Origin of the sequence: Sphingomonas sp. MMS24-J13, from assembly GCF_044905095.1 — a bacterium.
GTDB lineage: Bacteria > Pseudomonadota > Alphaproteobacteria > Sphingomonadales > Sphingomonadaceae > Sphingomonas_I.
Window position 1 is genome coordinate 823,834 of record NZ_CP173258.1, and the last position, 26,573, is coordinate 850,406.

Annotated in this window: 27 protein-coding genes and 1 pseudogene; 11 read left to right on the forward strand and 17 right to left on the reverse strand. The window is 65.6% G+C overall.

From position 1 onward, the window contains the following. The first annotated feature begins 78 nt into the window (after positions 1–78). Positions 79–2,433 carry a penicillin acylase family protein gene (locus AB4Z44_RS03920; RefSeq protein WP_404712769.1) on the forward strand — a complete coding sequence of 785 codons (2,355 nt, stop codon included), beginning with the start codon at positions 79–81 and terminating at the stop codon, positions 2,431–2,433. 11 nt (positions 2,434–2,444) lie between these two features. Further along, positions 2,445–3,317: an NAD(P)-dependent oxidoreductase gene (locus AB4Z44_RS03925; RefSeq protein WP_404712770.1), complete on the forward strand. Its 873-nt coding sequence runs from the start codon at positions 2,445–2,447 to the stop codon at positions 3,315–3,317. Positions 3,318–3,330: 13 nt separating this feature from the next. On the opposite strand, the gene AB4Z44_RS03930 is transcribed toward AB4Z44_RS03925, so the two are convergent. Next, positions 3,331–3,723, reverse strand: a complete 393-nt coding sequence (locus tag AB4Z44_RS03930) for a glyoxalase superfamily protein (protein ID WP_404712771.1) — start codon at positions 3,721–3,723, stop codon at positions 3,331–3,333. A gap of 89 nt (positions 3,724–3,812) precedes the next feature. On the opposite strand from AB4Z44_RS03930, the gene AB4Z44_RS03935 reads away from it, so the two are divergent. Then, on the forward strand, positions 3,813–5,006 hold the full coding sequence (locus AB4Z44_RS03935) for an MFS transporter (RefSeq protein WP_404712772.1): 1,194 nt from the start codon (positions 3,813–3,815) through the stop codon (positions 5,004–5,006). Here AB4Z44_RS03935 and AB4Z44_RS03940 read toward each other — a convergent pair. The 4 genes from AB4Z44_RS03940 to AB4Z44_RS03955 form a co-directional block, all read right to left on the reverse strand. Continuing rightward, positions 5,003–5,221, reverse strand: coding sequence for a hypothetical protein (locus AB4Z44_RS03940; protein WP_404712773.1), 219 nt, complete (start codon positions 5,219–5,221; stop codon positions 5,003–5,005). The two genes, AB4Z44_RS03935 and AB4Z44_RS03940, sit on opposite strands and share 4 nt — an antisense overlap. Then, positions 5,218–6,696, reverse strand: a complete 1,479-nt coding sequence (locus tag AB4Z44_RS03945; RefSeq protein ID WP_404712774.1) for a radical SAM protein — start codon at positions 6,694–6,696, stop codon at positions 5,218–5,220. Before AB4Z44_RS03945 ends, AB4Z44_RS03940 begins: the two co-directional genes overlap by 4 nt. Beyond that, positions 6,641–7,369 (reverse strand): prolipoprotein diacylglyceryl transferase family protein, encoded by a 729-nt coding sequence (locus tag AB4Z44_RS03950; RefSeq protein WP_404712775.1) that lies wholly within the window; start codon positions 7,367–7,369, stop codon positions 6,641–6,643. Before AB4Z44_RS03950 ends, AB4Z44_RS03945 begins: the two co-directional genes overlap by 56 nt. Positions 7,370–7,667: 298 nt before the next feature. Continuing rightward, positions 7,668–8,768 (reverse strand): IS5 family transposase, encoded by a 1,101-nt coding sequence (locus AB4Z44_RS03955; RefSeq protein ID WP_404710544.1) that lies wholly within the window; start codon positions 8,766–8,768, stop codon positions 7,668–7,670. Between the two features lie 200 nt (positions 8,769–8,968). Here AB4Z44_RS03955 and gorA point away from each other — a divergent pair. Continuing rightward, positions 8,969–10,314 (forward strand): annotated as a pseudogene (gene gorA, locus AB4Z44_RS03960) (glutathione-disulfide reductase). A 144-nt stretch (positions 10,315–10,458) separates the two neighbouring features. Beyond that, complete coding sequence (locus tag AB4Z44_RS03965) at positions 10,459–11,358, forward strand: CorA family divalent cation transporter (RefSeq protein ID WP_404712776.1); 900 nt, start codon at positions 10,459–10,461, stop codon at positions 11,356–11,358. A 51-nt stretch (positions 11,359–11,409) separates the two neighbouring features. On the opposite strand, the gene AB4Z44_RS03970 is transcribed toward AB4Z44_RS03965, so the two are convergent. The 4 genes from AB4Z44_RS03970 to AB4Z44_RS03985 all read right to left on the reverse strand — a co-directional run bounded on the left by AB4Z44_RS03970 (position 11,410) and on the right by AB4Z44_RS03985 (position 13,686). Next, positions 11,410–12,117: a glutathione S-transferase family protein gene (locus tag AB4Z44_RS03970; protein ID WP_404712777.1), complete on the reverse strand. Its 708-nt coding sequence runs from the start codon at positions 12,115–12,117 to the stop codon at positions 11,410–11,412. A gap of 23 nt (positions 12,118–12,140) precedes the next feature. After that, positions 12,141–12,950 (reverse strand): isocitrate lyase/phosphoenolpyruvate mutase family protein, encoded by an 810-nt coding sequence (locus AB4Z44_RS03975; RefSeq protein WP_404712778.1) that lies wholly within the window; start codon positions 12,948–12,950, stop codon positions 12,141–12,143. Positions 12,951–13,048: 98 nt separating this feature from the next. Further along, complete coding sequence (locus AB4Z44_RS03980) at positions 13,049–13,249, reverse strand: zinc-finger domain-containing protein (protein ID WP_404714344.1); 201 nt, start codon at positions 13,247–13,249, stop codon at positions 13,049–13,051. A 59-nt stretch (positions 13,250–13,308) separates the two neighbouring features. Then, entirely contained in the window at positions 13,309–13,686 is a 378-nt protein-coding gene (locus tag AB4Z44_RS03985) for a hypothetical protein (RefSeq protein ID WP_404712779.1), read from the reverse strand. A 131-nt stretch (positions 13,687–13,817) separates the two neighbouring features. Here AB4Z44_RS03985 and AB4Z44_RS03990 point away from each other — a divergent pair, with 131 nt between their 5' ends. Continuing rightward, positions 13,818–14,813 (forward strand): adenosine kinase, encoded by a 996-nt coding sequence (locus tag AB4Z44_RS03990; RefSeq protein ID WP_404714345.1) that lies wholly within the window; start codon positions 13,818–13,820, stop codon positions 14,811–14,813. Between the two features lie 45 nt (positions 14,814–14,858). Here the strand turns inward: AB4Z44_RS03990 and AB4Z44_RS03995 are convergent, their stop codons facing one another. The 7 genes from AB4Z44_RS03995 to hisB all read right to left on the reverse strand — a co-directional run bounded on the left by AB4Z44_RS03995 (position 14,859) and on the right by hisB (position 20,083). Continuing rightward, the gene (locus AB4Z44_RS03995; protein WP_404712780.1) at positions 14,859–16,451 is read right to left on the reverse strand and encodes an amino acid permease; all 1,593 of its coding nucleotides are present in this window, start codon (positions 16,449–16,451) and stop codon (positions 14,859–14,861) included. 95 nt (positions 16,452–16,546) lie between these two features. Further along, positions 16,547–16,924 (reverse strand): histidine triad nucleotide-binding protein, encoded by a 378-nt coding sequence (locus tag AB4Z44_RS04000; protein WP_404712781.1) that lies wholly within the window; start codon positions 16,922–16,924, stop codon positions 16,547–16,549. Between the two features lie 106 nt (positions 16,925–17,030). After that, complete coding sequence (locus AB4Z44_RS04005; RefSeq protein WP_404712782.1) at positions 17,031–17,354, reverse strand: phosphoribosyl-ATP diphosphatase; 324 nt, start codon at positions 17,352–17,354, stop codon at positions 17,031–17,033. A 6-nt stretch (positions 17,355–17,360) separates the two neighbouring features. After that, positions 17,361–18,131: an imidazole glycerol phosphate synthase subunit HisF gene (hisF, locus tag AB4Z44_RS04010; RefSeq protein ID WP_404712783.1), complete on the reverse strand. Its 771-nt coding sequence runs from the start codon at positions 18,129–18,131 to the stop codon at positions 17,361–17,363. Beyond that, positions 18,128–18,868 carry a 1-(5-phosphoribosyl)-5-[(5-phosphoribosylamino)methylideneamino]imidazole-4-carboxamide isomerase gene (gene hisA, locus AB4Z44_RS04015; RefSeq protein WP_404712784.1) on the reverse strand — a complete coding sequence of 247 codons (741 nt, stop codon included), beginning with the start codon at positions 18,866–18,868 and terminating at the stop codon, positions 18,128–18,130. The genes hisF and hisA overlap by 4 nt, the downstream gene beginning before the upstream one ends. A gap of 4 nt (positions 18,869–18,872) precedes the next feature. Next, a complete protein-coding gene (gene hisH / locus AB4Z44_RS04020; protein WP_404712785.1) occupies positions 18,873–19,487 on the reverse strand; it encodes an imidazole glycerol phosphate synthase subunit HisH in 615 nt (204 codons plus the stop codon). Further along, positions 19,484–20,083: an imidazoleglycerol-phosphate dehydratase HisB gene (hisB, locus tag AB4Z44_RS04025; protein WP_404714346.1), complete on the reverse strand. Its 600-nt coding sequence runs from the start codon at positions 20,081–20,083 to the stop codon at positions 19,484–19,486. The genes hisH and hisB overlap by 4 nt, the downstream gene beginning before the upstream one ends. 76 nt (positions 20,084–20,159) lie before the next feature. On the opposite strand from hisB, the gene AB4Z44_RS04030 reads away from it, so the two are divergent. From AB4Z44_RS04030 to AB4Z44_RS04045, 4 genes are all read left to right on the forward strand, one after another. After that, a complete protein-coding gene (locus tag AB4Z44_RS04030) occupies positions 20,160–20,639 on the forward strand; it encodes an SspB family protein (RefSeq protein WP_404712786.1) in 480 nt (159 codons plus the stop codon). 89 nt (positions 20,640–20,728) lie between these two features. After that, positions 20,729–21,205, forward strand: a complete 477-nt coding sequence (locus AB4Z44_RS04035; RefSeq protein WP_404712787.1) for a PilZ domain-containing protein — start codon at positions 20,729–20,731, stop codon at positions 21,203–21,205. Positions 21,206–21,257: 52 nt separating this feature from the next. Continuing rightward, the gene (gene fumC, locus AB4Z44_RS04040) at positions 21,258–22,646 is read left to right on the forward strand and encodes a class II fumarate hydratase (RefSeq protein ID WP_404712788.1); all 1,389 of its coding nucleotides are present in this window, start codon (positions 21,258–21,260) and stop codon (positions 22,644–22,646) included. Positions 22,647–22,723: 77 nt separating this feature from the next. Next, on the forward strand, positions 22,724–22,846 hold the full coding sequence (locus AB4Z44_RS04045) for a hypothetical protein (protein ID WP_404712789.1): 123 nt from the start codon (positions 22,724–22,726) through the stop codon (positions 22,844–22,846). Between the two features lie 148 nt (positions 22,847–22,994). Here the strand turns inward: AB4Z44_RS04045 and AB4Z44_RS04050 are convergent, their stop codons facing one another. Continuing rightward, positions 22,995–25,274 carry a hypothetical protein gene (locus AB4Z44_RS04050; RefSeq protein ID WP_404712790.1) on the reverse strand — a complete coding sequence of 760 codons (2,280 nt, stop codon included), beginning with the start codon at positions 25,272–25,274 and terminating at the stop codon, positions 22,995–22,997. Between the two features lie 84 nt (positions 25,275–25,358). On the opposite strand from AB4Z44_RS04050, the gene AB4Z44_RS04055 reads away from it, so the two are divergent. Then, the gene (locus AB4Z44_RS04055; RefSeq protein WP_404712791.1) at positions 25,359–26,549 is read left to right on the forward strand and encodes a hypothetical protein; all 1,191 of its coding nucleotides are present in this window, start codon (positions 25,359–25,361) and stop codon (positions 26,547–26,549) included. Positions 26,550–26,573 lie beyond the last annotated feature (24 nt).

Below are 26,573 nucleotides of genomic sequence, written 5' to 3' on the forward strand. Positions count from 1 at the left end.
GTAGACCCTGAAACAAGTTCAGGATGATGGATCGTCCTTTGCCCTGACGGTGTGGCTGATCAGCGACGTGGGGCAGGGATGAAAAGCAAGGCGTTGCGGCGGATCGGGATCGGGGTGGCGGGGCTGCTCGGGTTAATCCTGTTCATCGTCGCGATCCTGCTCATCATGTTCTTCCTAAGGCTCGAACGAAGCAAGCCACGCCTCGATGGCGAGGTGCAGGCCGCCGGCCTTGCCGCCCCGGTGCAGATCGATCGCGACGCCGCCGGCGTGCCGACCCTGACCGGCCATAGCCGCACCGATCTTGCTTACGCCACCGGTTATCTCCATGCGCAGGAACGTTATTTCCAGATGGACATGATGCGCCGGGCCGCTGCGGGCGAACTCGGCAGCCTGTTCGGAGCGGCCGGCCTCAAGATCGACGAGAAGACCCGCATCCACCTGTTCCGCGTTCGCGCGCGAAATGTGTTCGCGCATATGACGCCGGCCGAGCAGGCGATCCTGCGCACTTATGTGGCGGGGGTGAATAAGGGCCTTGGCGATCTCAAGGCGCCGCCGTTCGAATATATGCTGCTCCGCCAGACGCCGCAGCCGTGGCGACCCGAGGATTCGCTCCTCATCGTTTACGCCATGTATCTCGATCTGCAGGAGGCCGAGCCCAGGGTGCCGCTGGATCGTGCACGCGCGGTGGCACGCGTCGGGCCGGCAATGGCCGATCTGCTCTACCCGCTCGGCACCGAACTCGATGCGCCGCTCGACGGCAGCCCGATGCCGCCGGTCGCGCTGCCGGCCAAGCTGGGTGCCGCGTTGCCCGCGCCGCATGGCGCCGATCTGCCCGAGCCGATCGTCAAGGGCAGCAATAATTGGGTCGTCGGCGGGAGCCTTACCGGAACCGGCGCGGCGATGGTCGCCAATGACATGCATCTCGGGCTGCGCGTGCCCAACATCTGGTATCGCGCGCGGCTCGTCATACCGGGGCAGCTCGATATCGTCGGGGTGACCCTGCCAGGCATCTTTCCGATCGTGGTCGGCAGCAACACCCATGTCGCCTGGGGCTTTACGGTCGCGCATGTCGCCTCGCACGATGCGGTGATCGTCGATCCGGTCGCGGGGCGGAAGGATTGGTATGCGACGCCGGGTGGGCCGCGCCCGATCGCGGTGCGGCATGAGCGGCTGTGCGCCGCCGGTGCGTGCCGTGACCTCCCGGTGCGTTCGACCATATGGGGCCCCATCGTCGCGACCCTGCCCGATGGCCGCGAGGTCGCCGATCGCTGGGTGGCGCACGGCGAGCATGCCATAAAGCTCGCGCCGTTCCTGGCGATCGAGCAGGCGCATAAAGTACAGGACGTGATCGCCGCCGCGCACCAGACCGCGATGCCCGATCAGAATATGGTGATCGGCGACAGCGCCGGGCATATCGCCTGGACGATCGTCGGCCAGATCCCGCGCCGCTTCGGCATGAATGGCCGCGATCCGGCCAGTTGGGCGGATGGGTCGCGCGGCTGGGCGGGCTTCCTCGGTCCGTCGGAGATCCCCACGATCGTCGATCCGCCCGCGGCAAGGCTGTGGAGCGCCAATGCGCGAACGCAGGGCGGGGCCACGCTCGCCCGATTGGGCCCGGGCAATTATGACGATGGCGCCCGCGCACTGCGGATCAAGCAGCGCCTGTTCGCGAAAAATCGCTTCGCCGAGCGCGATATGCTTTCGATCCAGCTCGATCCGACCGCCTTGCGCATGCCCTTCTGGCAGAGCCAGATGCTGGCGGCGCTCGACAAGGCCAAGGGCGATCCGCGCCTGGTGGCGATGATCGCGCCGGTGAAGGCTTGGGATGGTCTGGCTACTCCCAATTCGGTCGGATATCGGTTGATCCGCGCGTTCCGCATCGATGTGATCCGCAACGCTTATGTCGCCTACATCGGCAAGCCCGAGGATACCGGCATCAGCAGCTACGCGCTCACCTCGTCCGAACAGGCGATGCGCGAACTGTTGCGCGCGCGGCCGGCCGCTCTGGTGCCGCCGGGGAGCGCGACTTGGGATGCCTTTCTCGCCTCCGCGCTCGCCGACGTCGCCAGGTCAGTCGCCGACGAGGCTGGTGGCGACGTCAATCGCTACACATGGGGCCGCTGGCTGACGGCATCGATCCACCATCCGCTCGCACAGGCGATCCCCTTGCTCGGGCTGCTGACCGATCCGAAGGACGAGCCCGTCCCCGGCGACAATGGCGTCGTCCGTGCGCAGGCACGCGGCGCGGGCGCAAGCGAGCGGCTGGCCGTCTCGCCGGGGCATGAGGCGCAGGGACTGTTCCAGATGCCCGGCGGCCAATCTGGCGCGCCGCTCGCGCCTTACTATCTTGCCGGGCATCGCGATTGGGTCGAAGGGCGCGCGGCACCCTTGCTGCCCGGCGCGACGCGCTGGACGCTGACCTTGCGGCCTTGAAGGAGCGGGACATGAAGATCGGATTTGTCGGCCTTGGCCGGATGGGCACCGCGATTGCGGGCAATCTCCTGAAGGCGGGGCATGAGGTCTCGGTCTGGAATCGGAGCGCCGACAAGGCCGAACCGCTGGTGGCGGCGGGCGCGACGTTGGCGACAAGCCCGGCCGAGGCGGCCGCCGGTGGTATCGTCATGTCGATGCTGGCCGACGATCATGCGGTCGAGGCCGTGGTGTTCGGCGAAGGCGGGATCCTTTCGGCCCGGTCGCAGCCGATCCACGTGTCGCTCAGCACGATCGGTCTGCGCTTTGCCGAGCGACTGTCGGGCGCTCACGCCGAGGCGGGCGGGGCGTTGGTCTCGGCGCCGGTCTTCGGCCGCCCGGCCGCGGCCGAGGCGGCGCAGCTCTTCATCGCGGCCGCAGGCGCGCCCGACGCCCTCGCGCGCTGCCAGCCCTTGTTCGATGCGATCGGACAGAAGACGTTCATCCTCGGCGATTCTGCGCCGATGGCCAATCTCATGAAATTGTGCGGCAATTTCCTGATCGGGTCGGTAATCGAGGGCATGGCGGAAGCCATGACGCTCGGCCAGCGCGGCGGCATTCCCAAGGCGAAGATGCTCGAGGTGCTGACCGGCAGCCTGTTCGATGCGCCGATCTACCGCGTCTATGGGGACATCATCGCGCGCGACGCTTACTCGCCCGCCGGCTTCACCGCCCCGCTCGGCCTCAAGGACATGAATCTCGTGTCGGAGGCGGCGAACGATATGCGCGTGCCGATGCCGGTGCTGGCGGTGGTCCGCAACCACGTCCTCTCGCTGATCGCGCGCGAGGGCGAGGAGGTGGATTGGTCGGCCCTGGCGCGGATGGTCGAGGGCGAGGCGGGGATTTGATCAACGGGGCTTTCTAGCTAAGCCCGAACTCGACGAACGAGATCCTGTTGCCGTCCGGATCGCGGATCTGGAAATCGGTCCCGCCCCAATCCTGCCGTTCGATAACCTGCGCGAAATCGATGTCCTTCGCTTCGTACTCCGCGAACAGTGCCGCAATGTCGCTGACCTCGATCGTCGCTAGGATCAGCGAGCTTTCGCGCGACGCCAGTTCGGCGAAATTGGGTTGCCGCACGAAGCGGAGATGAAGGCACGCACCGTCGCGCGAGACCGATGCGTAGAAGGGCGGCTCGCCGTGAAGGAAGTCGATCGCGAAGCCGAGCCTGGTCTTGTAGAAATCCGCCGCGGCGCTGACATCGCGCACGAATAGGATAGGCGTGATCCCTTTGAGGATCGGGTCGGTCGTCATGGAGCCACCGCCTTCATGAAGCGCGATAATTCGTAATCGCGTACATCGAAACCTGTCAACGCGGCGCCAGCGCCCTTATGGACCGAGCGGTGTCACAGACTGAGCAACCCGCCGCCGGCCCATCCTCCGCCCTGATCGTCATCATCGCGATCGCGGCAGGAGCGCTGGTCGCCAATCTTTATTATGCCCAGCCCCTGGTCGGCGAGATCGCCGCCGCGATCGGCCTGTCGCGCGACGTCGCCGGGGCGATCGTCAGCGTGACGCAGATCGGTTACGGCATGGGCCTGTTCTTCCTGGTCTCGCTGGCCGATCTGGTCGAGAGCAAGCGGCTGGTGCTGATCATGCTCGGCATCACGATCGCAGCCCTCATCGGCGCAGCGCTCGCGCCGAGCGCGGCGCCGCTGCTCGCCTGCTTCTTCCTGATCGGGCTGTGCTCGACCGCGGCGCAGGTGCTGGTGCCCTTGCTCGCGCATCTCGTGCCGGTCGATCAACGCGGGCGGGTCGTCGGGAACGTGATGGGCGGCCTTCTGACCGGCATCATGCTCGCGCGGCCGGTGTCGCTGTTCGTCGCGACAGCGTTCGGCTGGCGGGCGATCTTCTGGGGCTCCTCGGTGTTGATGCTGGCGATCGGGATCGGGCTCGTCCTGCTGATGCCGCGCCACCGGCCGACGAGCGGGCTCCATTATGGGCATATCCTCGCTTCGATGGGGCGGTTGTTCGCGACGATGCCGGTGCTGCGCTGGCGCGCGCTCTACCAGGCGCTGCTGTTCGGCGCATTCAACCTGTTCTGGACGGCCGCGCCGCTGATGCTGGCCGAGCGCTTCCATCTCAGCGGCAACGCGATCGGGTTGTTCGCGCTGGCCGGCGCGGGCGGGGCACTGGCGGCGCCGGTCGCGGGACGGATGGCCGATCGCGGACTTGGCCGGCTGGCAAGCATGGGGGCGATGGCGACGCTTGGCATTGGCTTCCTGCTCACCGGCTGGGCGGTCGCGGCGCTGGCCTTGCCGGCCCTGATCGTGATCACGGTAGCGATCGATGCGGCGGTGCAGATGAACCAGGTCGCCACCCAGCGCATCCTCTATTCGGGCCCGAGCGAGACGCGCGGGCGGGTCAATGCGCTCTATATGACCACCTGCTTCGTCGGCGGCGCTATCGGATCGGTGTTGGGCACGGTCAGTTACCATCGCGGCGGCTGGAATGCGACGATGGCGATCGGGTCGGTGCTGGGGTTGATCGCTTTGTTCTGCTTCCTCACGCTTGGGCGGAGCGCCGAGCGCGGTTAATCGTCCCGGTTCGACTTCATCAATTTCCAGCCGATCCACGACAAACCGCTCCCGATCGCGAACGGAACACCGCCCAGGATCAGGACCATCAGCACTCCGTCGGGCGCGCCGTGCTGCCCGATCATGCTGATGAGGAAGAACAGCGAGCAAAGCCCGCTCGTCCCGGCGACGAGCATGCCGACGGCAAGCAGGATCCCGCCCAACAGCCGGATCATCGCCGGCCCGCCACGGCCAGCGCGCGGTGGCGGGCGAGGACGCCCGCGCCTTCCGCGCCATCGCGATAGAAACTGTTATAGGTATCGAACGGGATGATCGCGCCCTCGGGCGTGACGAAGTGGACGCAGCTGCGCTTCACCGTGCCGAGATCGAAATTGTAGCGATCGAGGAATTGCAGGATCACCACGCGGAAGCTGTTCGCGTAGGACAGGTTCTCGGGCACCAGCGCCTGCGGCAGGCAGCAGAGCAGGCCCGCCAGCTTCTCCTCGGTATTGGCCTGCGTGGTTGCGAGCGAGAGCAGATCGAGGATCCGATCGCGCAGCGCCGGATAGGCTTCGTAGCTGATCGTGTTCGGGCCGCTCAGCATCACCTCGCGCGGCAGCAGCGACGTGATCGGCGTGATGTCCTGCCCCTGCCGCAGCCCGTAGCCGATGCAGATCTGATCGGGATTGCAGGGCAGGGGAATCATGTCCTCGATCCCGAACACACCCGATTTGCCGATCTCGCGGCGGATTTGTGTGAGCAGCACGCGATTTTCACGAGCATCGAACCCGTCGTTGCGCCCGGCATCCTGCACCGGCTGGAAGGTCACGCCGCGCACGCATGACCATGTCAGCGCATGCTGCACGATCGCCGCCACCTCATGATCGTTCACCCCGCGCTTGACGACCGCGACCAAAGTGGTCGCCAGCCCGACCTTTTCGAGCGCCTCTAGTGCCTGCCGGCGGATCCGCGCCAAACGTGCGCCGCGCAGATCGAGCAGCGCATCGTCGTCGAGCGAATCGAACTGCAGATAGACTTCCAGACGGGGCGCATAGCTCGCCAGCCGCGCCACGAAATCCGGATCCTGCGCGATCCGCACCCCATTGGTGTTGATCATCACATGGCGGATCGGGCGGCGTTTGACCGCATCCAGGACCGCGAAGAAATCGGGATGGATGGTCGGCTCGCCGCCCGACAGCTGGACCAGATCGGGTTCGCCCTCGCTCGCCACCAGCACGTCCAGCATATGCTCGATCTCGGCGAGCGGGCGGTGGCTGCCATGCACGTCGGTCGCGTTGGCGAAGCAGACCGGGCAGGCGAGATTGCAAGCCTCGTTGATCTCGACGATCGCCAGGCAGCTATGCTGCTCGTGATCGGGGCAGAGGCCGCAATCGAACGGGCAGCCGGCCTCGGTACGGGTCTGCGTGTGGAGCGGGCGGTCGCCGGGTTTGATCCAGAGCTTCTGCTGGCGCCAATAATCGAGATCGTCGCTGATCAGCGTCTTCTGCACGCCATGATCGCGGCAGCGCTTGAGGTAATAGACGCGTGCATCGTCCTCGATGATGATCTTGGCGGGGACCGGCTCGAGACAGGTCTCGCACAGGCTCGTCGTCTGGCCGTGAAAGATATAGGGCGCGGCCTTGCGCTCGAACGGCTCAGCCTGGGGGGCGGGTTTCGTCAGTATCGCCGCGTCGCCACCAGAGGATGCCATAGGCGATCAATCCCATCATGAGCAGGTGGAAGATGTTGAGCGGCCCGATAACAGGGGGATAGGGCTTCAGGAACTCCCACGCGAAACGCTGGCCAGCATAGATGATAATCATCGCATGGAAACCGTGCGCGGCTGCCCAGCGGGCATGACGGATGCGGCCATGCAGATAGAAAGCGAGAAACGCGGCCATCGCGGCGGCTTCGTAAAGCTCGACCGGATGGCGCCCGATGCCATCGCCCAGATCGACCGCCCAGGGCAGGCGCGTCGGCGTGCCATAGGTGAAATCGGACAGGCCGGCGAAGAGGCAGCCAAAGCGGCCGACGATCATGCCGACGCAGATCGGCAATACGAAGGCGCCCCCTGTCGAACGGCGAACGTCATGCCGCCACTTCCACACTTCGACCCCGAAGATACCGCCCGCCAGCGCGCCGGCGATGCTATGGCCGGGCGCGGCGATCATCGCGCGCAAGGTGTTGGCCGAACCGAACAGCCATGCCCCGATCAAGGCTCCGAGACCGAGCGCCACGAAATAGCCCGGCCGGGTCGTGTCCGCGAGGCGCCGGGCCTCTGCGGGCCAGCGGTGATATTGCCACCGGCTTGCTAACGCCGCGCCCGTCCAGGCCAGCGCATCGCCGATATAATGGGCTCCGGGCGCGGTCGGCACGACGATCATTTTGGTCCTTTAGAGCTATCTCTTGTTAAATTAAATCGTCACCCCGGCTTGAGCCGGGGTCTCGCTATTTCGGCGGAACAGAAGAAGCGGGACCCCGGCTCAAGCCCGGGGTGACGGGCAAGGTGGAGCGGACCGTTACAATCGGATTCGGGCTTTAACAGGCTGCGGAAAAACGCGCGTAACCGGCCGTTTTGTCCATTGGATTGAGGGCTTGGACGGGCCTCGGCGCGGGGTTACGGGCGTCCATTTTGGCCATTTTGCTCGGACTGCGCCGATTTGAGGCGGAGTCCGAGCATGGTCAGGCAGCCGCGATCAGCTTGGGTATCCGGATGAGGTTGTAGGCGGCGGTGGTCAAGATGAAGGCCCATCCGACGCGATCGGTGCCCCTGTGGCGGGTCTTGCGCAGTCCGCCGGTGGTCTTGGTCCAGCCGAACACCTCTTCGATGCGCTTTCGGACGCGCAGGCTGATGGCATAGCCGGGATGGCGGGTTGTGCGGCCGTCGATGGCGCTCCTGCGCCGTCGGTCGCCGGCGGGCGTGATCTGCTCGTTGCGGGCGATGTGCGGTGAGACTTTGCGGGCGCGCAGTTCGCGAACGAACTCGCGCGCATCATAGGCCTTGTCGGCGCCCAAGGTTATACGGCCGCTGGCTCCCAGCGCATCGACCAGCGCCAGCGCGGCCTCGCGTTCCGCGGTGCCCGTCGCCTGCGTGAGGGTGGCACCGACTACCAGGCCATTGCGGTTCTCCATCAACACATGCCCCATGAACGCCATGCGTGACGACTGGCCGTTGGCCTTGCGGTAGAGCTTCGCCTCGGGATCGGTGGTCGAGGTATGGGTCTGGTTCGATCGCTTCTCGCCGCGAAAGTCGCGCTCGGCATTGCGTCCCGGCCCCGGCGGTCCATCGCCATCATCCTTGCGACGGAAGCTCTTCATCGACGCCCAGGCGTCGATCAGCGTGCCATCCACCGAGAAGTGATCATCCGAAAGCAAGTCGCGGCTTCGGGCCTGCGCCACCACCGCAGCCAGGAACCGGGTCGCGACATCGCCTTCCAGGAGCCGGTCGCGGTTCTTGGTGAACACCGTGGCGTCCCAGACTGTCGCATCCATCGACAGGCCGACGAACCAGCGGAACAGCAGGTTGTAGTCCAACTGCTCCATCAGCTGACGCTCGGAACGGATCGAATAAAAGACCTGCAGTAGAAGCGCGCGAAGCAGCTTCTCGGGCGCGATCGAGGGGCGACCCGTCTTCGCGTACATCCCCTCGAAATCGCCCGACAGAACCTCAAGCACTTCGTCGACCATAGCGCGGATCGGACGAAGCGGATGACCCAGGGGAACCCGCGCCTCGCAACTCACATAGGAAAACAGGCTATCCGTCCGAACGTCCTCGCCGCGCATGCCGCACCCCAAAACTCACCGCGACACTTGAATCACGACCGACGCATCCCGGAAAGAGTTTTTCCGCAGCCTGTTAAGGCAAAAAGCGATCGCTTTTCTGCATCGCCAACGAACGATCACAGTGATCGCCTTTCGCATTTGCCGCTGCCCCACCGAGCCCCTACATCGCGGGCCCAATCACCGGGGACGGGATCCTTTCGATGGCTGACTATGACTACGACCTTTTCGTGATCGGCGCGGGATCGGGCGGCGTGCGCGCCGCGCGGGTTTCGGCGGCTTATGGCGCGAAGGCCGCGGTCGCCGAGGAATATCGGGTCGGCGGCACCTGCGTGATCCGCGGCTGCGTGCCCAAGAAGCTGCTCGTCTACGGCGCCCATTTCGCCGAGGATCTGCAGGACGCCCGCCGCTTCGGCTGGAACGTTCCCGAATGCGCGTTCGACTGGAAGGCGCTGCGCGACAATGTCCTGTCCGAGGTGACGCGGCTCGAAGGGCTGTACAGCCAGACGCTCGGCAACAACAATGTCGAGATCATCAAGGAGCGCGCGACCGTCGCCGGGCCGCATGAGGTCAAGCTCGCCAGCGGCAAGACCGTCACCGCCAGATATATCCTGATCGCGGTCGGTGCGACGCCCGACGTGCCCGATTTTCCGGGTCCGAATATGGCATCACCTCGAACGATGCGTTCCACCTCGATGACGTTCCCAAGCGGATCGTGATCGCAGGCGCGGGCTATATCGCCAACGAATTCGCCGGCATCTTCCACGAATTCGGTTCGCACGTGACTTTGGTCAACCGCTCCGACGTGATCCTGCGCGGCTATGACGAGCAGATCCGCGATCGCCTGCTCCAGATCTCGATGACCAAGGGCATCGATTTCAAGTTCCATGCGTCGTTCGAGAAGGTCGAGAAGCAGCCCGACGGGTCTCTGCTGGTCTATTGCAGCAAGCATGACCCGATCCCCTGCGACGTGCTGATGTTCGCCACCGGCCGTCGCCCCAATACCGACGGCCTCGGACTCGAGAGTGCGGGCGTCGAGCTCGATTCGAAGGGCGCGATCAAGGTTGACGAGGATTGCCGCTCGACCTGCGACAGCATCTACGCAGTGGGCGACGTGATCAATCGCGTCCAGCTCACCCCCGTCGCGATCCGCGAGGGGCAGGCTTTCGCCGATACCGTCTTCGGCAATCGCCCGCACCGCGTCGATTACGGCACGATCCCCTCGGCGGTGTTCAGCAATCCGCCGATGGCAGGCGCGGGGCTGACCGAGGCCCAGGCGCGCAACACCTATGGCAACGTCAAGATCTACACGTCGGATTTCCGGCCGATGAAGAATGTCCTTGCCGGCCGCAACGAGCGCTCGCTCTACAAGCTGGTTGTCCATTCGGTCACCGATGTCGTGCTCGGCATCCACATGATCGGGCCAGACGCGCCTGAAATCCTGCAGGCGGCGGCGATCGCGGTGAAGGCCGGGCTGACCAAGCAGGCGTTCGACGATACGGTCGCGCTGCATCCCAGCATGGCCGAGGAGCTGGTACTGATGCGCTGATCCGGGCACTGTAACCGGATCGTCATACAGCGGCCCTAGCCGGCGGACGGGAGATCATCGACGTCCGATTTCACGCCTTTCGCCACGAGCCATGCGCCGGGCCCGATATGGGCCTGCTGGCGGACGGGTGACGACGATGTGGCCATGGGCGAAAATGCGCCGCCCGCCGAATGCGATTTCCGCTGGCTCCATCTCGATCTGTGGGACAAGCGCAACCTGCGTTGGGTCGAAAGCGTCGGCATGCCGCCGCTGATCCGCGACCTCTTTGTCGGCCAGGACGCGCATCCGCGCAGCAGTGCCGAGCGCGGCTGGATCGGGCTGGTGCTGCCCGATTTCGAGCGCGAATTCGATCGCGTCGATACCGGCCGGCTCGGCGCGTTGCGCGTCGTGATCGGGCCGAGCATGGTGCTGACGGGGCGCCATCACCCGCTGCATAGCCCCGACGTGATCCGTCATCGTGCCGCATGGAGCAGCGCGATCGACAGCGCGATCGCGTTCGAAATCGTCCTGACGGTGATCGCCGATACGGTCTCGGAGCGCGCGCAGACGATCGCGTCCGAATTGCTCGTCATGGAAGATCAGTTGCTGGCCGATGATCAGGCGCCCGATACGCGTGCGCTGATCGCGATGCGGCGGCTCTCGGCGCGGCTGCATCGCATGCTCGGCGGCATGCGGATCGCTTTGGCCGGGCTCGACGGCAACCCGGCGTTGCCGCCTGCACTGGCGCCGGTCGCCACGCGTATGCTGCAACGGCTTCACACGCTCGATGCCGACGTGGTTGCCGGCCAGGGGCAGTTACGTCTGCTGCGCGAGGAGTTGGACCTGCAGGCGGGCCAGCGCACCAACGAGAATGTCTATCTGCTCTCGATCATCACTGCGTTGCTGATGCCGGCGACCCTCGTCACCGGCTTCTTCGGCATGAACACCAGCGGGATGCCGCTCGCCAAGGGCGAGGCCGGCACCTTCTTTGCCTTGTTCGGCGCGCTGGCCCTGTCGGGCCTGACCTGGTTCGCGCTCAGAATGATGGGTTTGATGCGGCGCTGACCTGCCCGGCTGCCCGTCACCTCCTCGCTAGGGCTCGCATGACGGCCGGGTTTAAGCCGGCCGCTTCGGGATCGTCAGCCCGCTCTGCACCGCTGGACGCGCCAACGCGCGGTCGAGCCACGCAGGTACGTTCTTGAGGCCGTCATAGCCGACGATATCGCGTGCCTCGTAGAAGGTGATCAGGTTGCGCACCCAGCCGATCATCGAGATGTCGGCGATCGTGAAATCCGCGCCCATGATCCACTCGCGCCCCTCCAGCCGGGTTTCGATGACGCCGAGCAGGCGCTCGCTTTCCTTGCGGTAGCGTTCGAGAGGGCGCTTGTCCTCGATCTCGCGGCCGGCGAATTTGTTGAAGAAGCCGAGCTGCCCGAACATGGGGCCGATCGAGGCCATCTGGAAGAAGACCCACTCCATCGTCTCGTAACGGCCGCGCGTATCGGTGGGCATCAACTTGCCGGTCTTTTCCGCCAGATACATCAGGATCGCGCCCGATTCGAACAGGCCGATCGGCTTGCCGTCGGGGCCGTCGGGATCGACGATCGCCGGGATCTTGCCATTGGGATTGAGCGACAGGAATTCGGGCGTCCAGGTCTCGTTCGCCATGATGTTGATCGCGTGGGGTTCGTATTCGAGGCCCAGTTCCTCCAGCGCGATCGAGACCTTCACGCCATTGGGGGTGGGGAAGGAGTAAAGCTGAAGGCGGTCGGGATACTCCGCCGGCCATTTCTGGGCTATCGGGAAGGCCGAAAGGTCGGTCATGCGAGACTCCTTGAAGATGCGGATCAGGCGGAGGGCAGAAGGGCGGCAATCTCGCGCGTCGCGATGCCGCGCGTGCCTCCGGGAATATCGCCCTTGGCCAAAGCACGCGCCGCCTCGACCACGCCGGTCATCGCCGCGCGGTAAAGCGAACCGCCGATGCTCACGCGTTTGACGCCGGCAGCGGCCAAGGTCGCGAGATCGACCCCGGGGCCCACCACGACGTTGACCGGCTTGGGCGCGACCGCGCGCACCACCGCCTCGATCGATGCCATGTCGGGCAGGCCGGGGGCGAACAGCACGTCGGCACCCGCTTCGGCAAAGGCAGTCAGGCGACGGATCGTGTCGTCGAGATCGGGACGGCCGTTCAGATAATTGTCGGTCCGCCCGGTGAGCAGAATGCGGCCCTTTGCCGCCTGCGCAGCGGCGCGGATACGGGCGACCGCGTCGTCGAAATCATGGATCGGGTGGCTCGGGTCGGCGGTCGTGTCCTCGATGCCGAGCCCCGCAAGGTCGTGGGCAATGGCCGCTTCCACCGTGGCGACGCAGTCTTCGGGCGAGGGCCCGAAGCCGTCCTCCAGATCGCCGTTGACCGGCAGGTCGGTCAGCCGCGTGAGCAGAGCCGCGTTGTCGATCGCCTCCGCACGCGACACCGCATGCGCGCCATCGGGCCGGCCGAGTGCGAAAGCGATCGCGACGCTGGTGGATCCGAGCGCCAGAAAGCCTTCACGTTTGAGGAGCAGGGCCGACGCGCCATCCCACGCATTCGGCATGATGAAGGCGCCGGGAGCCGCGTGCATGGCGCGGAAGCGTTCATAAAGCTCTGGCTGGCCCACCCGCGATCCTCCCCTATCGTTTCACCACCGAGTTGGGAACGAGGGAGACGCCGATCAAGCTGCAGCGTCGTTAATTTCTCCGCGGCGCCGGGCGCCGATCAGTGGTGCGCGGTTTCGTCTGCAGGGCCGCCGATCAAGATGAACCGGCGGTCGCAATAGCCGCAATCGACATAGCCCTTCTCGTCGATCTCGAGATAGACGCGCGGATGGCCGAGCGCGGCCCCGCCGGGAATTTCGGTTGCGCCGTCGCAAGCGACTCTGGCGGTGGCGACTCGGGAGATTTCGGGGGCTGGCTGCATCGTCGGTGCGGATAGCAAGCGCGCTTGCACGAGACAATTCTCCGTTGGAGGATTGACGCTCAATGCCGCGCCAAGGCCGCGATGCAGGTGGCATGGTCCGTATCGTTGCCCTGCGGATTGCGCGTGTCGATCCAGGTGACGCGCGGCACGCCGCCGCCGGCGGGCGGATAGAGGTAGGCGTCCAGCACGCATGCGGCCCCCCGAAACTGCAGCTTCCGGGCTGGGCCCTCATGCTGATCGAGTGCGGGCGTGCCGAATTGCGCGATCAGGACGCGAGCGTCGCTGCCGACGATCTGGAATGCCGGCGTCGGGTTACCCGGCGGCTGGACTGGACGGCGCGAAACCGTAACCGGGCGCGGCCCTGGCGGGGTATCTCCTGCGCAGCCGGCCAGCACGGCCAGTGAAGCGAGGGCGACGTGTGTGAGGATCGAACGCATCGCCCGTCTTTCGTCACCGGCACACGAATTGGCAAGCCCGCATCGGTCCGGCCGTGGCTGGCGGGCGGTTGCGTGCGCGCGCCCGGAACCGTAGTCGGTCTTGTTCAAGGTTTCCCGGAGTTTGCCCTTTGATACCCGCACCCACGTTCGACATCGTCGCGATCGGAAATGCCATCGTCGACGTGCTCGCCCAGGCGGATGAAGATTTCCTCGCCTCGGTCGGGCTGACCAAGGGGGCGATGCAACTGCTCGACGAAGAGGCGTCGACCCATCTCTACGCCCGGATGGGCCCCGCCCGCGAGATCAGCGGGGGCTCGGCGGCCAACACGCTGGCTGGCATGGCCGCGCTCGGCGCGCGCTGCGCTTTCATCGGCCAGATCGCCGACGATCAGCTCGGCGAGGTCTTCGCGCACGACATCCGTGCCAACGGCGTCGCCTTCGCCACCCCAATGCGACCCGGCCAGCCGAGCACGGCGCGTTGCCTGATCCTCGTCACGCCCGATGCGCAGCGGACAATGAACACTTTCCTCGGTGCCTCGCAATTCCTGCCCGAGCAGGCGCTCGATCGCGAGACGATTGCCTCGGCAGCGATCCTCTACCTCGAAGGGTATCTGTGGGACCCGGACGAGCCCCGCGCGGCGATGCGCGCCGCGATCGATATCGCGCGCCGGGCCGGCCGCAAGGTCGCCTTCACGCTATCGGATTCCTTCTGCATCTCGCGGCACCGCGCCGATTTCCGCCGGCTGATCGATAGCGGGCAGATCGACATCCTGTTCGCCAATGAAGGCGAGCTTCTGACGTTGGTCGAAGGCGAGGATTTCGATGCCGCGGTGGCCGAGATCGCGGCCCATATCCCGACTTTGGTGGTGACGCGCGGCCCCCATGGCGCGATCGCAATGGTCGATGGGGTGCGCCATGCGGTGCCGGCCGAGCCCATCACGCGGATTGTCGACACGACTGGAGCAGGCGATCTGTTCGCGGCGGGTTTTCTGGCGGGTCAGATCCAGGGACGCTCGGTCGCGGATTGCCTGCATATGGGGGCCATAGCGGCCGCGGAGATCATCTCGCACTACGGCGCGCGGCCCGAAGCCAAACTCGACGAACTGATCAAGGCCAGATTGGGTTGATCGGGTAAAGCCCCGCCGCTCGAAAGGGCGGGGCTCTCGTTCAGTTCAAAGCGTGCCTGGAACGGGCGGCGCGATATCCTCCTCCTCGTCGGCGCCGTGCATCATCCCGCGCCCGACATAGCTGCGCGAGCGGCTGTAGAAGAAATAGACCAGCAGGCCGATGATGCCCCAGCCCGGCAGGACGAGGATCGCGGTCAGCGGCAGCGAGATATAGAGCCCCAGGCAGCCGACGATCGCCAGCGGGGCGATGATCCAGACCAGCGGCATGCGGAAGGGCCGGTGGCGGCCCGGATTGATGACGCGGAGCACCATGACCGACACCGCCACCATCAGGAAGGCGAACAAGGTGCCCGAATTGGAATAATCCGCAAGTTTGCCGACCGGAAGGAAGGCCGCTGCGATCGTTGCGCCGACTCCGGTCACCATCGTGACCACATGCGGCGTGCGGTAGCGCGGATGCACCGAGGCAAGCTTTGCCGGCAGCAAGCCGTCACGCGCCATGGTGAAGAAGACGCGGGTCTGGCCGAACATCATCATCAGGACGACCGAGGGCAATGCCAGCACGGCGGCGAGGCCGACGAGACGGCCGACCTTATGCCATCCGATCGTGTCGAGCACGTGGACCAGTGCCTCCTTCGAGCAGACCAGAGGCTCGATCGCACCCGATGCGACGACCGAAGCGCAGCGCCCGGCCATTTCGGCCGATCCCGGGGCGAGCGAGACGCCCGCGGTCATTTCCGGCTGCGCGCCGATCGCGCCGATCGCGCCCGATGCGACCAGCAGGTAGAAGATGGTGCAGACCGACAGCGAAGCGATCAGCCCGATCGGCACGTTGCGCTGCGGGTTCTTGGTCTCTTCCGCGGCAGTCGAAACCGCATCGAAGCCCACATAAGCAAAGAAGATCGACGCCGCGGCGCCGAATACGCCGGCACCGCCGGTGGGCAGGAAGGGCTTGAAATTCTCGGCGTTCATGACGGGAATCGTCAGGATGATGAACAGGGTCAGCGCCAGGATCTTGATCGCGACCAGAACCGCGTTGACGCGCGCGCTCTCGGTCGTGCCGATGATGAGGAGCCATGTCACGAGCCCCGAAATGATGATCGCCGGCAGGTTGACCCAGCCACCCACCTGGAGCGCGGTGGTCAGATCGGCGGACGGTGCGGCCCCAAAGGCCAATTGCGCCTTGGCCATGAGCGCATCGGCGTTACTGAGCGCGGCGGGAAAGTTGATGCCGAGCCCTTTGAGGAGCCCGACCGCATGGTTCGACCAGCCGACCGCGACCGCGCTCGCGCCGACCGCATATTCGAGGATCAGCGCCCATCCGACCATCCAGGCGAGCAGTTCGCCGACGACCGCATAGGTGTAGGTGTAGGCCGATCCCGACACCGGCACCATCGATGCCAGCTCGGAGTAACAAAGTGCGGCGACCGCACAGACGAAGCCGGCGACGATGAACGAGAAGAGCATGCCCGGGCCGGCCTTTTGCGCAGCCTCTGAGGTCAGCACGAAAATACCAGTGCCGATCACCGCGCCGATGCCCAGCATCGTCAGTTGGAAGGCGCCGAGCGTTCGATGGAGACCCTTTTTCTCGGCCGTCGCGAGAATGGCGTCGAGCGGCTTGACGCGGTCAAAGAGCATGCGGGAACCCTTTTTGCGGGCGCTTAGGCCCATCTTGTGATGTGCGGAGCCTAACGGCTTGTCCTTCAAGCGCAATAGGGCCTTGTGCAGTGCACCTATCGCGCGAGCATCGGCCCCAGAGCCCGTCCGCCGAACAGGTGGACGTGGAGATGCGGAACCTCCTGCCCGCCATGACCGCCGGTATTGGCCAACAGGCGATAGCCCGGCGCAACCAGGCCGTTATCGCGCGCGACCTTGCCGATCGCGCGCACGAATCCGGCGATCTCCGCATCTGCCCCCCTGGCCGAGAAATCGTCCCAAGAGACATAAGGGCCTTTAGGGATCACGAGGATGTGGATCGGAGCCGCCGGGCTGATATCGTGGAAGGCAAGGGCGAATTCGTCCTCATAGACCTTCTTCGACGGTATCTCGCCGCGCAGGATGCGGGCAAAGATGTTGCTGTCGTCATAGGGCAGGGTGGCGTCGATCGGCATAGTAATGCTCCTCATGCAAACCCGTCACCCCAGCGATAGCTGGGGTCTCGTGAGGGTAGGGGGCTCGCTTCATCTCCTGAGATGCCAGCCTTCGCTGGCATGACGTTCAGGGCATGACCGAGCGGCTGGCTTTTTCATCATGGCCCGAGACGCCTTCGCGGCGATCGAGTTCGGCCATCACGTCGTCCAGCCGAACCCCGGCATCTGCCAGCAAAACCATGAGGTGAAACAGCAGATCCGCCGCTTCGCCGGTCAGCGCGGCCTTGTCCTCGGCCAGCGACGCGACGATCGCCTCGACCGCTTCCTCGCCGAGCTTGCGCGCGATCCGGGGGCGGCCCTTAGCGAAGAGACTCGCGACGTAGGAGGTGGCGGGATCGGCGCCCTTGCGTGCGGCGATCGTGGCTTCGAGGCGGGCGAGTGTGTCCGGCATAAGTGACTATCCCGCGTGCGAGCGGACGGGAAAGCCCGCTGCTGCCAAGGCAGCATGCGCTTCCGCCACCGTATGCTCGCCGAAGTGGAAGATGCTCGCGGCCAGCACCGCGCTCGCATGGCCTTCGGCCACACCCGCGACCAGATCGTCGAGTGTTCCGACCCCGCCGCTCGCGATCACGGGCACGCTCACCGCGTCGGCGATGGCGCGGGTCAGCGCGAGATCATAGCCGCCCTTGGTGCCGTCATTGTCCATCGAGGTGACGAGCAATTCGCCTGCGCCAAGTTCGGCCAGGCGGACCGCATGTTCGACCGCGTCGATCCCGGTGGCCGTCCGGCCGCCATGGGTGAAGATCTCCCAGCGGCCGCGAGCGACCGCCTTGGCATCGATGGCGCCGACGACGCATTGCGCGCCGAAGCGGTCGGCGATGTCGGCGGCGAGTTCGGGCCGCGTGACCGCCGCGGAATTGATCGCGACCTTATCGGCACCTGCCAGCAGCAAGGCGCGCGCGTCTTCGGGCGTCCGCACCCCGCCGCCGACGGTCAGCGGCATGAAGCACACCGCGGCGGTGCGCGCGACGATGTCCAGCAAGGTGCCGCGTTTCTCGTGGCTGGCGGTGATGTCGAGGAAGCAGAGCTCGTCGGCACCGGCGGCGTCATAGACCTTCGCCTGCTCGACCGGATCGCCCGCATCGGTGAGATCAAGGAATTGCACGCCCTTCACCACGCGCCCGCCGGCGACGTCGAGGCAGGGAATGACGCGGACGCGGACGCTCATAGCGCGTCGTCGTGGGCGAGCCGCAGCGCCTTGCGCAGATCGAGCTTGCCTTCGTAGATCGCGCGTCCGCAGATCACGCCTTCGATGCCTTCGCTGGCGTGGCGGGCGAGATCGGCGATATCCACCAGGCCGGCAACGCCGCCGCTCGCAATGACCGGAATCCGTGCCGCACGCGCAAGCGCGGTGGTCGCCCGGACATTGCAGCCCTTGAGCAAGCCGTCGCGGCCGACATCGGTGAACAACACCGCCGCAACACCCGCATCGGCAAAACGGTTGGCGAGATCGGCGGCCGTCACGTCGGACACCTCGGCCCAGCCGTGGGTCGCGACCATGCCGTCGCGGGCGTCGACCGCGACGATGATGCGGTTGGGCAGGTCTTTCGCGGCCTGGATCACCAGTTCGGGATCGGTCAGCGCAGCAGTACCGATCACCACCCGGGCAACGCCCCGTTCGATCCAGCGGTCGATTGCCGCGCGATCGCGAATTCCACCACCGACCTGCACCTGGCCGGGAAAGCTCTCGACGATCTCGGCCACGACATCGCCGTTGACCGAGGCACCGGCGAAGGCGCCGTCGAGATCGACGACATGGAGATGATCGGCCCCACACTCGTGGAACACATTGGCCTGCGCGACCGCATCGTCATTATAGATGGTCGCCCGTGCCATATCGCCCTCGGCCAGACGGACGACCTTGCCGCCCTTCAGATCGATCGCGGGATAGATGGTGATGCTCATGGAATCAGGGCCGCCACTCGAGGAACCGCGCGAGCAACGCCAGTCCATAGGCCTGGCTCTTCTCGGGGTGGAATTGAACGCCGACCAGATTGTCGCGCGCGACGGCAGCCGTCACTCGGCCGCCATGCTCGGTGACGGCGGCAAGATCACTTGCATCGATCGGATGAAACGCGAAGCTGTGAAGAAAATAGGCCTCGCCCGGGACGATCAAAGGATGCGGCTTGGTCAGCGTCACATCGTTCCAGCCCATATGCGGCACACGTGCCTCTGGGTCGGCCGGCTCCAGCTTCGCGACCGTGCCGGGAATCCAGCCGAGCCCGGGGTGCGTGCCGAATTCCTCGCCCGCATCGGCCATGAGCTGCATGCCGACACAGACGCCGAGGAAGGGATAGCCCTCGACCCGCACGCGGCGGTCGAGCGCATCGACCATGCCAGGAATGGCGGACAGCGCCCCCATGCAGGCGGCGAAGGCGCCCACGCCGGGCAGCACGATCCGATCGGCGCCGGCGACGACATCGGGATCGGCTGTGACGCTGACATCGGTCGCTCCTGCCGCTCGCAGGGCATTATCGACCGAGCGGAGATTTCCTGCGCCGTAATCGATCAGGGCAAGCGTCATGCCGCGCCGCCCAAAGTGCCCTTGGTCGAGGGAATCGCATCCGCCTTGCGCGCATCGATCTCGATCGCCTGGCGCAGCGCGCGCGCGAGGCCTTTGAAGATGCTTTCGCAGATGTGGTGATTGTTGCGGCCGTAGAGCGTCTCGACATGGAGAGTCAGCCCCACTTCGCCCGCGAAGCTGTGGAACCAATGTTCGATCAGCTCGGTATCGAGTTCGCCGAGCTTCGTCTGGCTGAAGCCCGATTTCCACACCAGGAACGGCCGCCCCGAAATATCGATCGCGATTCGGCTCAAAGTCTCGTCCATCGGCGAATAAGCGGTGCCGAAGCGCGTGATGCCGCGCCGGTCGCCCAGCGCCTTTGCCACGGCCTGGCCGAGCGCCAGCGCCGAATCCTCGGTCGTGTGGTGCTGATCGATATGCAGATCGCCGTCGCACCTGAGCGTGATGTCGATCAGTGAATGGCGCGATAATTGCTCGATCATATGATCGAGGAACCCGATCCCGGTCGAAACGTCGTAGATCCCGGTTCCGTCGAGGTTGACGGTGACGTCGATCGCGGTTTCCGCGGTCTTGCGGTTGATCGTGGCTGTGCGCATGATCGCGTCGCTATAGCGTGCGTCACCCGACAGGCAACGCTTGACCAGCCACGCGTCGGCGTTCAGTTGAAGGCCCATGAGCGACAGCGCGCCCGACAGCCTGATTCCCTATGACGAGATCGTCCAGGACGCTTTGCGTGCCGTGGTCGGCCGCGTGCTGGGCCAGGTGGAAAAGGGTGGGGGCCTTCCCGGCGCGCACCACTTCTTCATCACCTTCAAGACGGGTGCGCCGGGCGTCGATATCCCCAAGCATCTGACAGATCGCTATCCCGACGAGATGACGATCGTGATCCAGAATCGCTTCTGGGATCTCCACGTCTCCGAAAGCGGCTTCGAGGTCGGTCTCTCGTTCAATCAGGTCGGCTCGAAGCTTTCGATTCCTTTCGCCGCGATCACCGCCTTTCACGACCCGGCGGTGGATTTCGCGCTCCACTTCTCGGCCCAGGTCGAGAATCAGGAGCCCGAGGAGATCGCCGCGCCGGAGAACGATCCGGTCGTGCGCACGAGTGAAGAGGGATCGAACGTCGTCTCGGTCGATTTTACCCGCAAGAAATAGTAAAAATGTCTACGGACATGCCGATCTTGGCGCTGCGCTTTATAGTTCGGAAACCTTGATCGCCTAGACCGGCTGCGGAGACGACGCGGATGGCGGGTGCAGATCGGGTGAAGAACGAGGCGCGTATCGCCGAACGGCGGCCGGCTATGGCGCCAAGCACGATGCGGGCCGATGGCGCGATGCCGGTCGATGTGATGGTGATCGACGTATCGGCCACCGGCGTGCGCATCTCGACCGCTTTCGAGCTCGATGTCGGTCAGGAGATCAGCATCGGCCTGGCCGGCGCGGGATCGACGCGCGCCTTCGTGGCGTGGAAGCGCGACAACGAATATGGCTGCAAGTTCGAACGCCCGCTGGAGGCCGAGGGCGAAGCGCGTGCTTTCTCCCGCTCGCCAGTCGTCCATCTCGGGCGGGTTGCGCCGGTCAAGCAGCAGGGCGGGCATGACGATCTGCGGGAATTGTGGCAGCAGCATCGTCCCTGGAAGATCCCGCTCGATGCGGTCTTCGTGTTCATCGTCGAGCTTGGACTGGCGGCTGCCGGCCTGTGGTGGCTGTTCGGTCGTTAAAAGCCCGGCCGACGGGCTTGCTTTGTCGAGGCGCAAGCCCAGATCAGGCATTATGAGCACCCGCACCGAAACCGACAGCTTTGGCCCGATCGAAGTTCCCGCCGACGCTTACTGGGGCGCGCAGACCCAGCGATCGATCGAGAATTTTCCATTCGGCGAACGCGAACGCATGCCGATCGGCATCATTCATGCCCTCGCCATCGTAAAGCAGGCGGCGGCAAGGGTTAACCGCAAGCACGGGCTCGATGGGGCACTGGCCGACGTGATCGAGTTGGCTGCGGCGGCGGTGACCGCCGGCGACTATGACGATCATTTCCCGCTGGTCATCTGGCAGACCGGATCGGGCACCCAGACGAACATGAACGTCAACGAGGTGATTGCCGGCATCGCGAACGAGATGCTGGCCGGCAAGCGCGGTGGAAAATCGCCGGTCCATCCCAACGATCATGTCAATCAGAGCCAGTCGTCGAACGACAGCTTTCCCACCGCGATGCACATCTCCGCCGCGCTCGCTGCGAGCCGCTTGCTGATCCCGGCGCTCGAACGGCTCGAAGCGGCCTTGCTCGAGAAGGTCGAGGCGTGGGGCGATATCGTCAAGATTGGTCGCACCCATTTGCAGGACGCCACCCCGCTGACGCTTGGCGACGAATTTTCATCCTATCACGCGCAGATCCGCGCCGGGCGGAAGCGCATCGCGCCTTTGATCGAGCATGGCCTGTGCAAGCTGGCGCAGGGGGGCACCGCAGTCGGCACCGGGCTCAACGCGCCGGCCGGGTTCGCGGAAGATGTCGCCGCCGAGATTGCGTCGATCACCGGCCTGCCGTTCGAGACCGCACCCAACAAGTTCGAGGCGCTGGCGACCCACGACACGCTTGTCGATTTTTCAGGACGGCTGAACACTCTCGCCGTTGCCTTGTCCAAGATCGCCAACGATATCCGCTTATTAGGCTCGGGCCCGCGCTGCGGCCTCGGCGAACTCAAGCTGCCCGAGAACGAACCCGGCAGCTCGATCATGCCCGGCAAGGTCAATCCGACCCAGTGCGAGATGCTGACGATGGTTGCAGCGCAGGTGATGGGCAATCATGTTGCGATCACGGTCGGTGGGCTGCAGGGGCATTTGGAGCTCAATGTGTTCAAGCCAATGATCGGTGCCAATGTGCTGCGCTCGATCGATCTGCTTGCGACCGCGATCGACAGCTTCCGCGAACGCGCGATCGAAGGACTGGAGCCCGATCGCGATCGGATTGCGGCTTTGGTCGATCGATCCTTGATGCTGGTCACCGCGCTCGCGCCCGAGATCGGTTACGACAATGCCGCCAAGATCGCGAAACATGCCCACGCCCGCGGCCTGACGCTCAAAGAGGCGGGGCTCGCTCTGGGGCTGGTCGATGAGCCCACGTTCGACCGCGTTGTCCGGCCCGAGGCCATGCTCGGTCGGTAGAAATACGGATTAAACCGCTCCGAAACGATGTGCATCTTGGCGGATGATTACGTCATCCTGTCATAAAGGAGCGATGCATGACGGAAGCCGGGCAGAACATTGTCGACGATGCGCCGATAGGGGCAGGGCTGTTCCTCGTACTCGGTGGATTGATCGCGTTCTGGGTGATGTTGATCCTGTGGGCGCTTCGCATCCTTTGAATTGCGTCGCGCCAAGCCCGCTTAATCCTGCAACACCTCATCCGAACGAAGGCTGGGATCTCAGCAGGATATGAGCGCGCGCCTCTCTCACGGACCCCAGCCTGCGCTGGGATGACGAAGAAGAGCGTCTGTCTTTAGGCTAGGCGCTTCAGCGCCGCAGCCGCTCGATCGCCTGCGCTAGCGCCACATATAACTTGCCCGCGTCCGAAGAGAGCATCGTCGTCGCGATCGGCGTGCCGTCCTTGGTCGCCATCACCCGGCGCAGCAGCGCCTCGAAATCGTGGATGTAACGGTTGACCTGTTCGTGGAACTCGGCGTCCTCACCATAGCGGCCGGCGATCACGCCCACCTCGACCCGGTCGAGCAGGCGCACCGCACGGCGGGTGAAGATGCCGCGGTCGCCGCGGAGATAGGCCTTCCACTGCTCGTCGGTGACTTCGTTCGAGAAGATCTTGGCGACGTCGATCGCGGTCGAGTTGAGCGCTTCGATCAGCAGGCTCACGCTGCGCGCGAAGTTCGCTTCGTCATGCGCCTCGGTCTGCTCGCGATTCTCGGCGATGCGGGCATCGATCGCAGTCGAGGTCTCGGCGATCGTGACGAGCTGGCGGGTAAGCCGCTCGGCTGCCAGCCGCGCGCTTTCGATCGCCTGTTCGGAGGCCGCGCCGATTCCCGCCATCTCGGTCTGGCCGACCTCGCTGATCGCCTGGCTCAAGGCGCGCGCGGCGGATTCGCTCAGCCGCTGCGCCACGCGCGGGATGACCGCACTGATCGCGTCGCGGGCATGATCCGACGCTTGCGTGGCAGTCTCGCGGACGCGGAGCAACGCCTCGATGAGATTGCCGGTGGTGCCCTCGGTCAGCGAGCGCATCTGTTCATCTGCCTTGACCAGCAAGGCTTCGAGCGCCGCAGTTTGCTCGTGCAATCCCGCCAGCCGCTCGCCGGCGAGGGTGCCGACCTCGTCGAGCGCGCCCTTTTGTCGTTGAAGCAGCGCATCGGCCTCGGTGAGCTTTTCGCCGACCGTCGTAATTGCCTCGCTAAGGCCATCGGCGCGTTGGCTCGCGCCGGAGATCGCCTGCAGGCTCTGTTCGGCGTGGAGACGAATGCGCGATAGCGCCGACGGGATCGTCTCGCAGATCGCGACGCTGCTGGCCTCGGCCTGCACGCGCAACTGCGTGACGCGGCCGAGGAGGGTGTCGGCGGCCTGGCTGCTGCCGCCGAGCGAACGACTGACCGCATCGGCATTGTCGGCGAGCGCAATCACCGTCTCCGAGAGACCGGCGGTGTGTGCGACGCCGGCTTCACCCAGCGCGGCGAGGCGCGTTTCGACCGCCGCGATCGTCTGCTCGAGTCGGTCGAGCAACCCGCGGCCAGCCTCTTCCTGCCCGCTAAGGCCGGCACCGATCGCATCGATTCGCGATACCAGAGCATCGAGGCGAGCCGACAGGATCCGCACCGCATCCTCGCCAGCCGTGCCGATATTCGCCTGACCTTGCGCCATCAGCGCCGTCAGCGCGGCGCTTTGTTCACCGACGACGCGGCGCGTCTCGTCGACGCCTTCGGCGACCGTCTCCATCGTGATGTCGACCGCGCGGCCCATCGAGATGGCGGCATCCTCGATCCGACGGTCCGCGGCGGCAGCGGCGGCCTCGATCCGGTCGAGCTGGCCGGCGAGCCGTGCGGCGGCGCCTCCGGTACCCTCGCTGGCGGCGCGGGCGCGCGTTTCCAGTTCGGCGAGTAGCTCGTTGAAGGTGCGGATGCGCTTGTCGGCTTCGGCACTGCCTTCGCGTAATTTCTCACCGAGCAGGCGGGCAACTTCCTCGGCTTGCGGCAGATCGGTCATCAACACGCCAAGATCGGCGCGTGCGAGGGTCGTCGCGGACTCGAACGTGGTGGCTGCTGCGCCGAACGCCTGCGCCTGGCTGCGCAGGTCCGCTGCGGTCCCGCCGAGCCGCGCGCTGGCGTCGTTGCCCAACGCCTGAAGCTCGCCGGCCTGCGCCGAGAGCGCGCTGCGCCCCTCCTCGATCTGCCGTGTCATCAAGGCAAGCATTCCGGCGAGCGATTCGCTGTCGGCACGCAACCGTGCGGCGGCGCGCGAATAGGCATTGGCTTCGGCTCGACCCGAACGCAGCAGCAACAGATAGAGAATCGCGAACAAGGCCAGTGGCCCGCTGCCGAGCCCTATCCAGGCAGCGAGCTTGAGCAGGGGCAGCCCCTCGGGCGGCGTCGCCTGAGCAATTCCGATCGCGAGCGCGACGATCCAGCTTATGGCAAACAGGCCCAACAGCAGGCAGACAAGGATGGTCGGCCAGTGGCGTGAAGGGGCGGGGGCCTCCCACATCGCGTGCCCGGAATCGGGTACCGCCTCGCCGGCGTCGGCCGACCAGTCGGGGACTTCTTCATTCTCGTTGGCCTGCACGCTCTGGTTCATTGTCAGACTCTATCATCTTTGTAGTTCCGCGAAAGCGTAGACCTTTGCTTGATTCGATCGCTGCGTGCCCTATCCAATGGCGTTATGGCAGGGGAGCCGCTCACCGCGCTGATTGGCGCTTACGAGCCCGGGCCGGCGGGCCTCAGGGCACTGATGCCGATCGCCGGCATGACCCTGGTCGAGCAACAGGCGCGCCGTGCATCCACGGCAGGCGCGACCCACATATTGTTGCTGGTGGAAGAGGTTTCACCCGATCTCGTCGCGGCGGTCGGCCGCCTGCGAAGTGACGGGCTGACGGTCGGCATGGCAGAGGGGATCGATGTCGCTGCCGACGCGCTGGCCGAGCAGCAGGTGCTGGTGATCGCCGATGGCTGCCTGCCCGAACCCCGCGTGCTGCGCGATCTGGCGGCGTTGCCGGTACCGGCAGTGACGACGCTCGCCGACATCGCGGATCACGAGCGGTACGAGCGGATCGACGCCAACGCGCGCTGGGGCGGTGTCGCGCTGGTCGATGGCCATCGCGTCGCCGAGACCGCCACGATCCTGGGCAGCTGGGATCCGATCTCGACCCTGTTGCGTCGGGCAGTGCAGGAGGGAGCGATCCGGCTGGCGGTCGACGAAGCGGCACCTTTGCTGTTGGTCGATTCTGCCAGTGTGTCGTCGGCGGAGGCCGCGATCGTAGCGGCAGCACGACTACCGGCGGGCGATTGGATTTCGCGCTTCGTGTTCGCGCCGATCGAGGAACTGGTGCTGCCGTTCCTGCTAGCGCGCCGGATCAACGCCATCTGGCCAACGCTTGCCGCTGCGGGTTTGGCGATGTTCGGTGGTGGCATGGCCTGGGCCGGATGGCGTTGGCTGACGCTTGTCTGCCTGCTTCTGGCTGGCCCGATCGCGGCGGGTGCGTCCCGGTTGGCACGCGTCCAGGCAAGGACGATCCCGTTCGAACGGGGCTTCGCCGCCGCACGGCTGATCGGGGCTGCGCTGGGTGCAAGCGGCCTGGCGACGGGGCTGGCGATGGCCAGCGGACAATGGGGCTGGTGGCTTGTCGCCGCGATCGTGCTGATCATGATGACGGCGCTGGAGGCCGTTTGCCGCCTCAGCGAGAGAGGGCGATCGCTCTGGCTTGCCAGTGCGGATGCATCGGTGTGGACAATACTGCCTTTTGCCATCGCCGGCTGGTGGGGGGCGGGGCTTGCCGCTTTGGCGGTTTATGCCAGCCTGTCATTTGCGTGGGAATTAGGGTGGATGGTGCGCGAGAAGATGAAAATCGGCTGAAAGCTTGGTGGGCAGGCGGCAGGC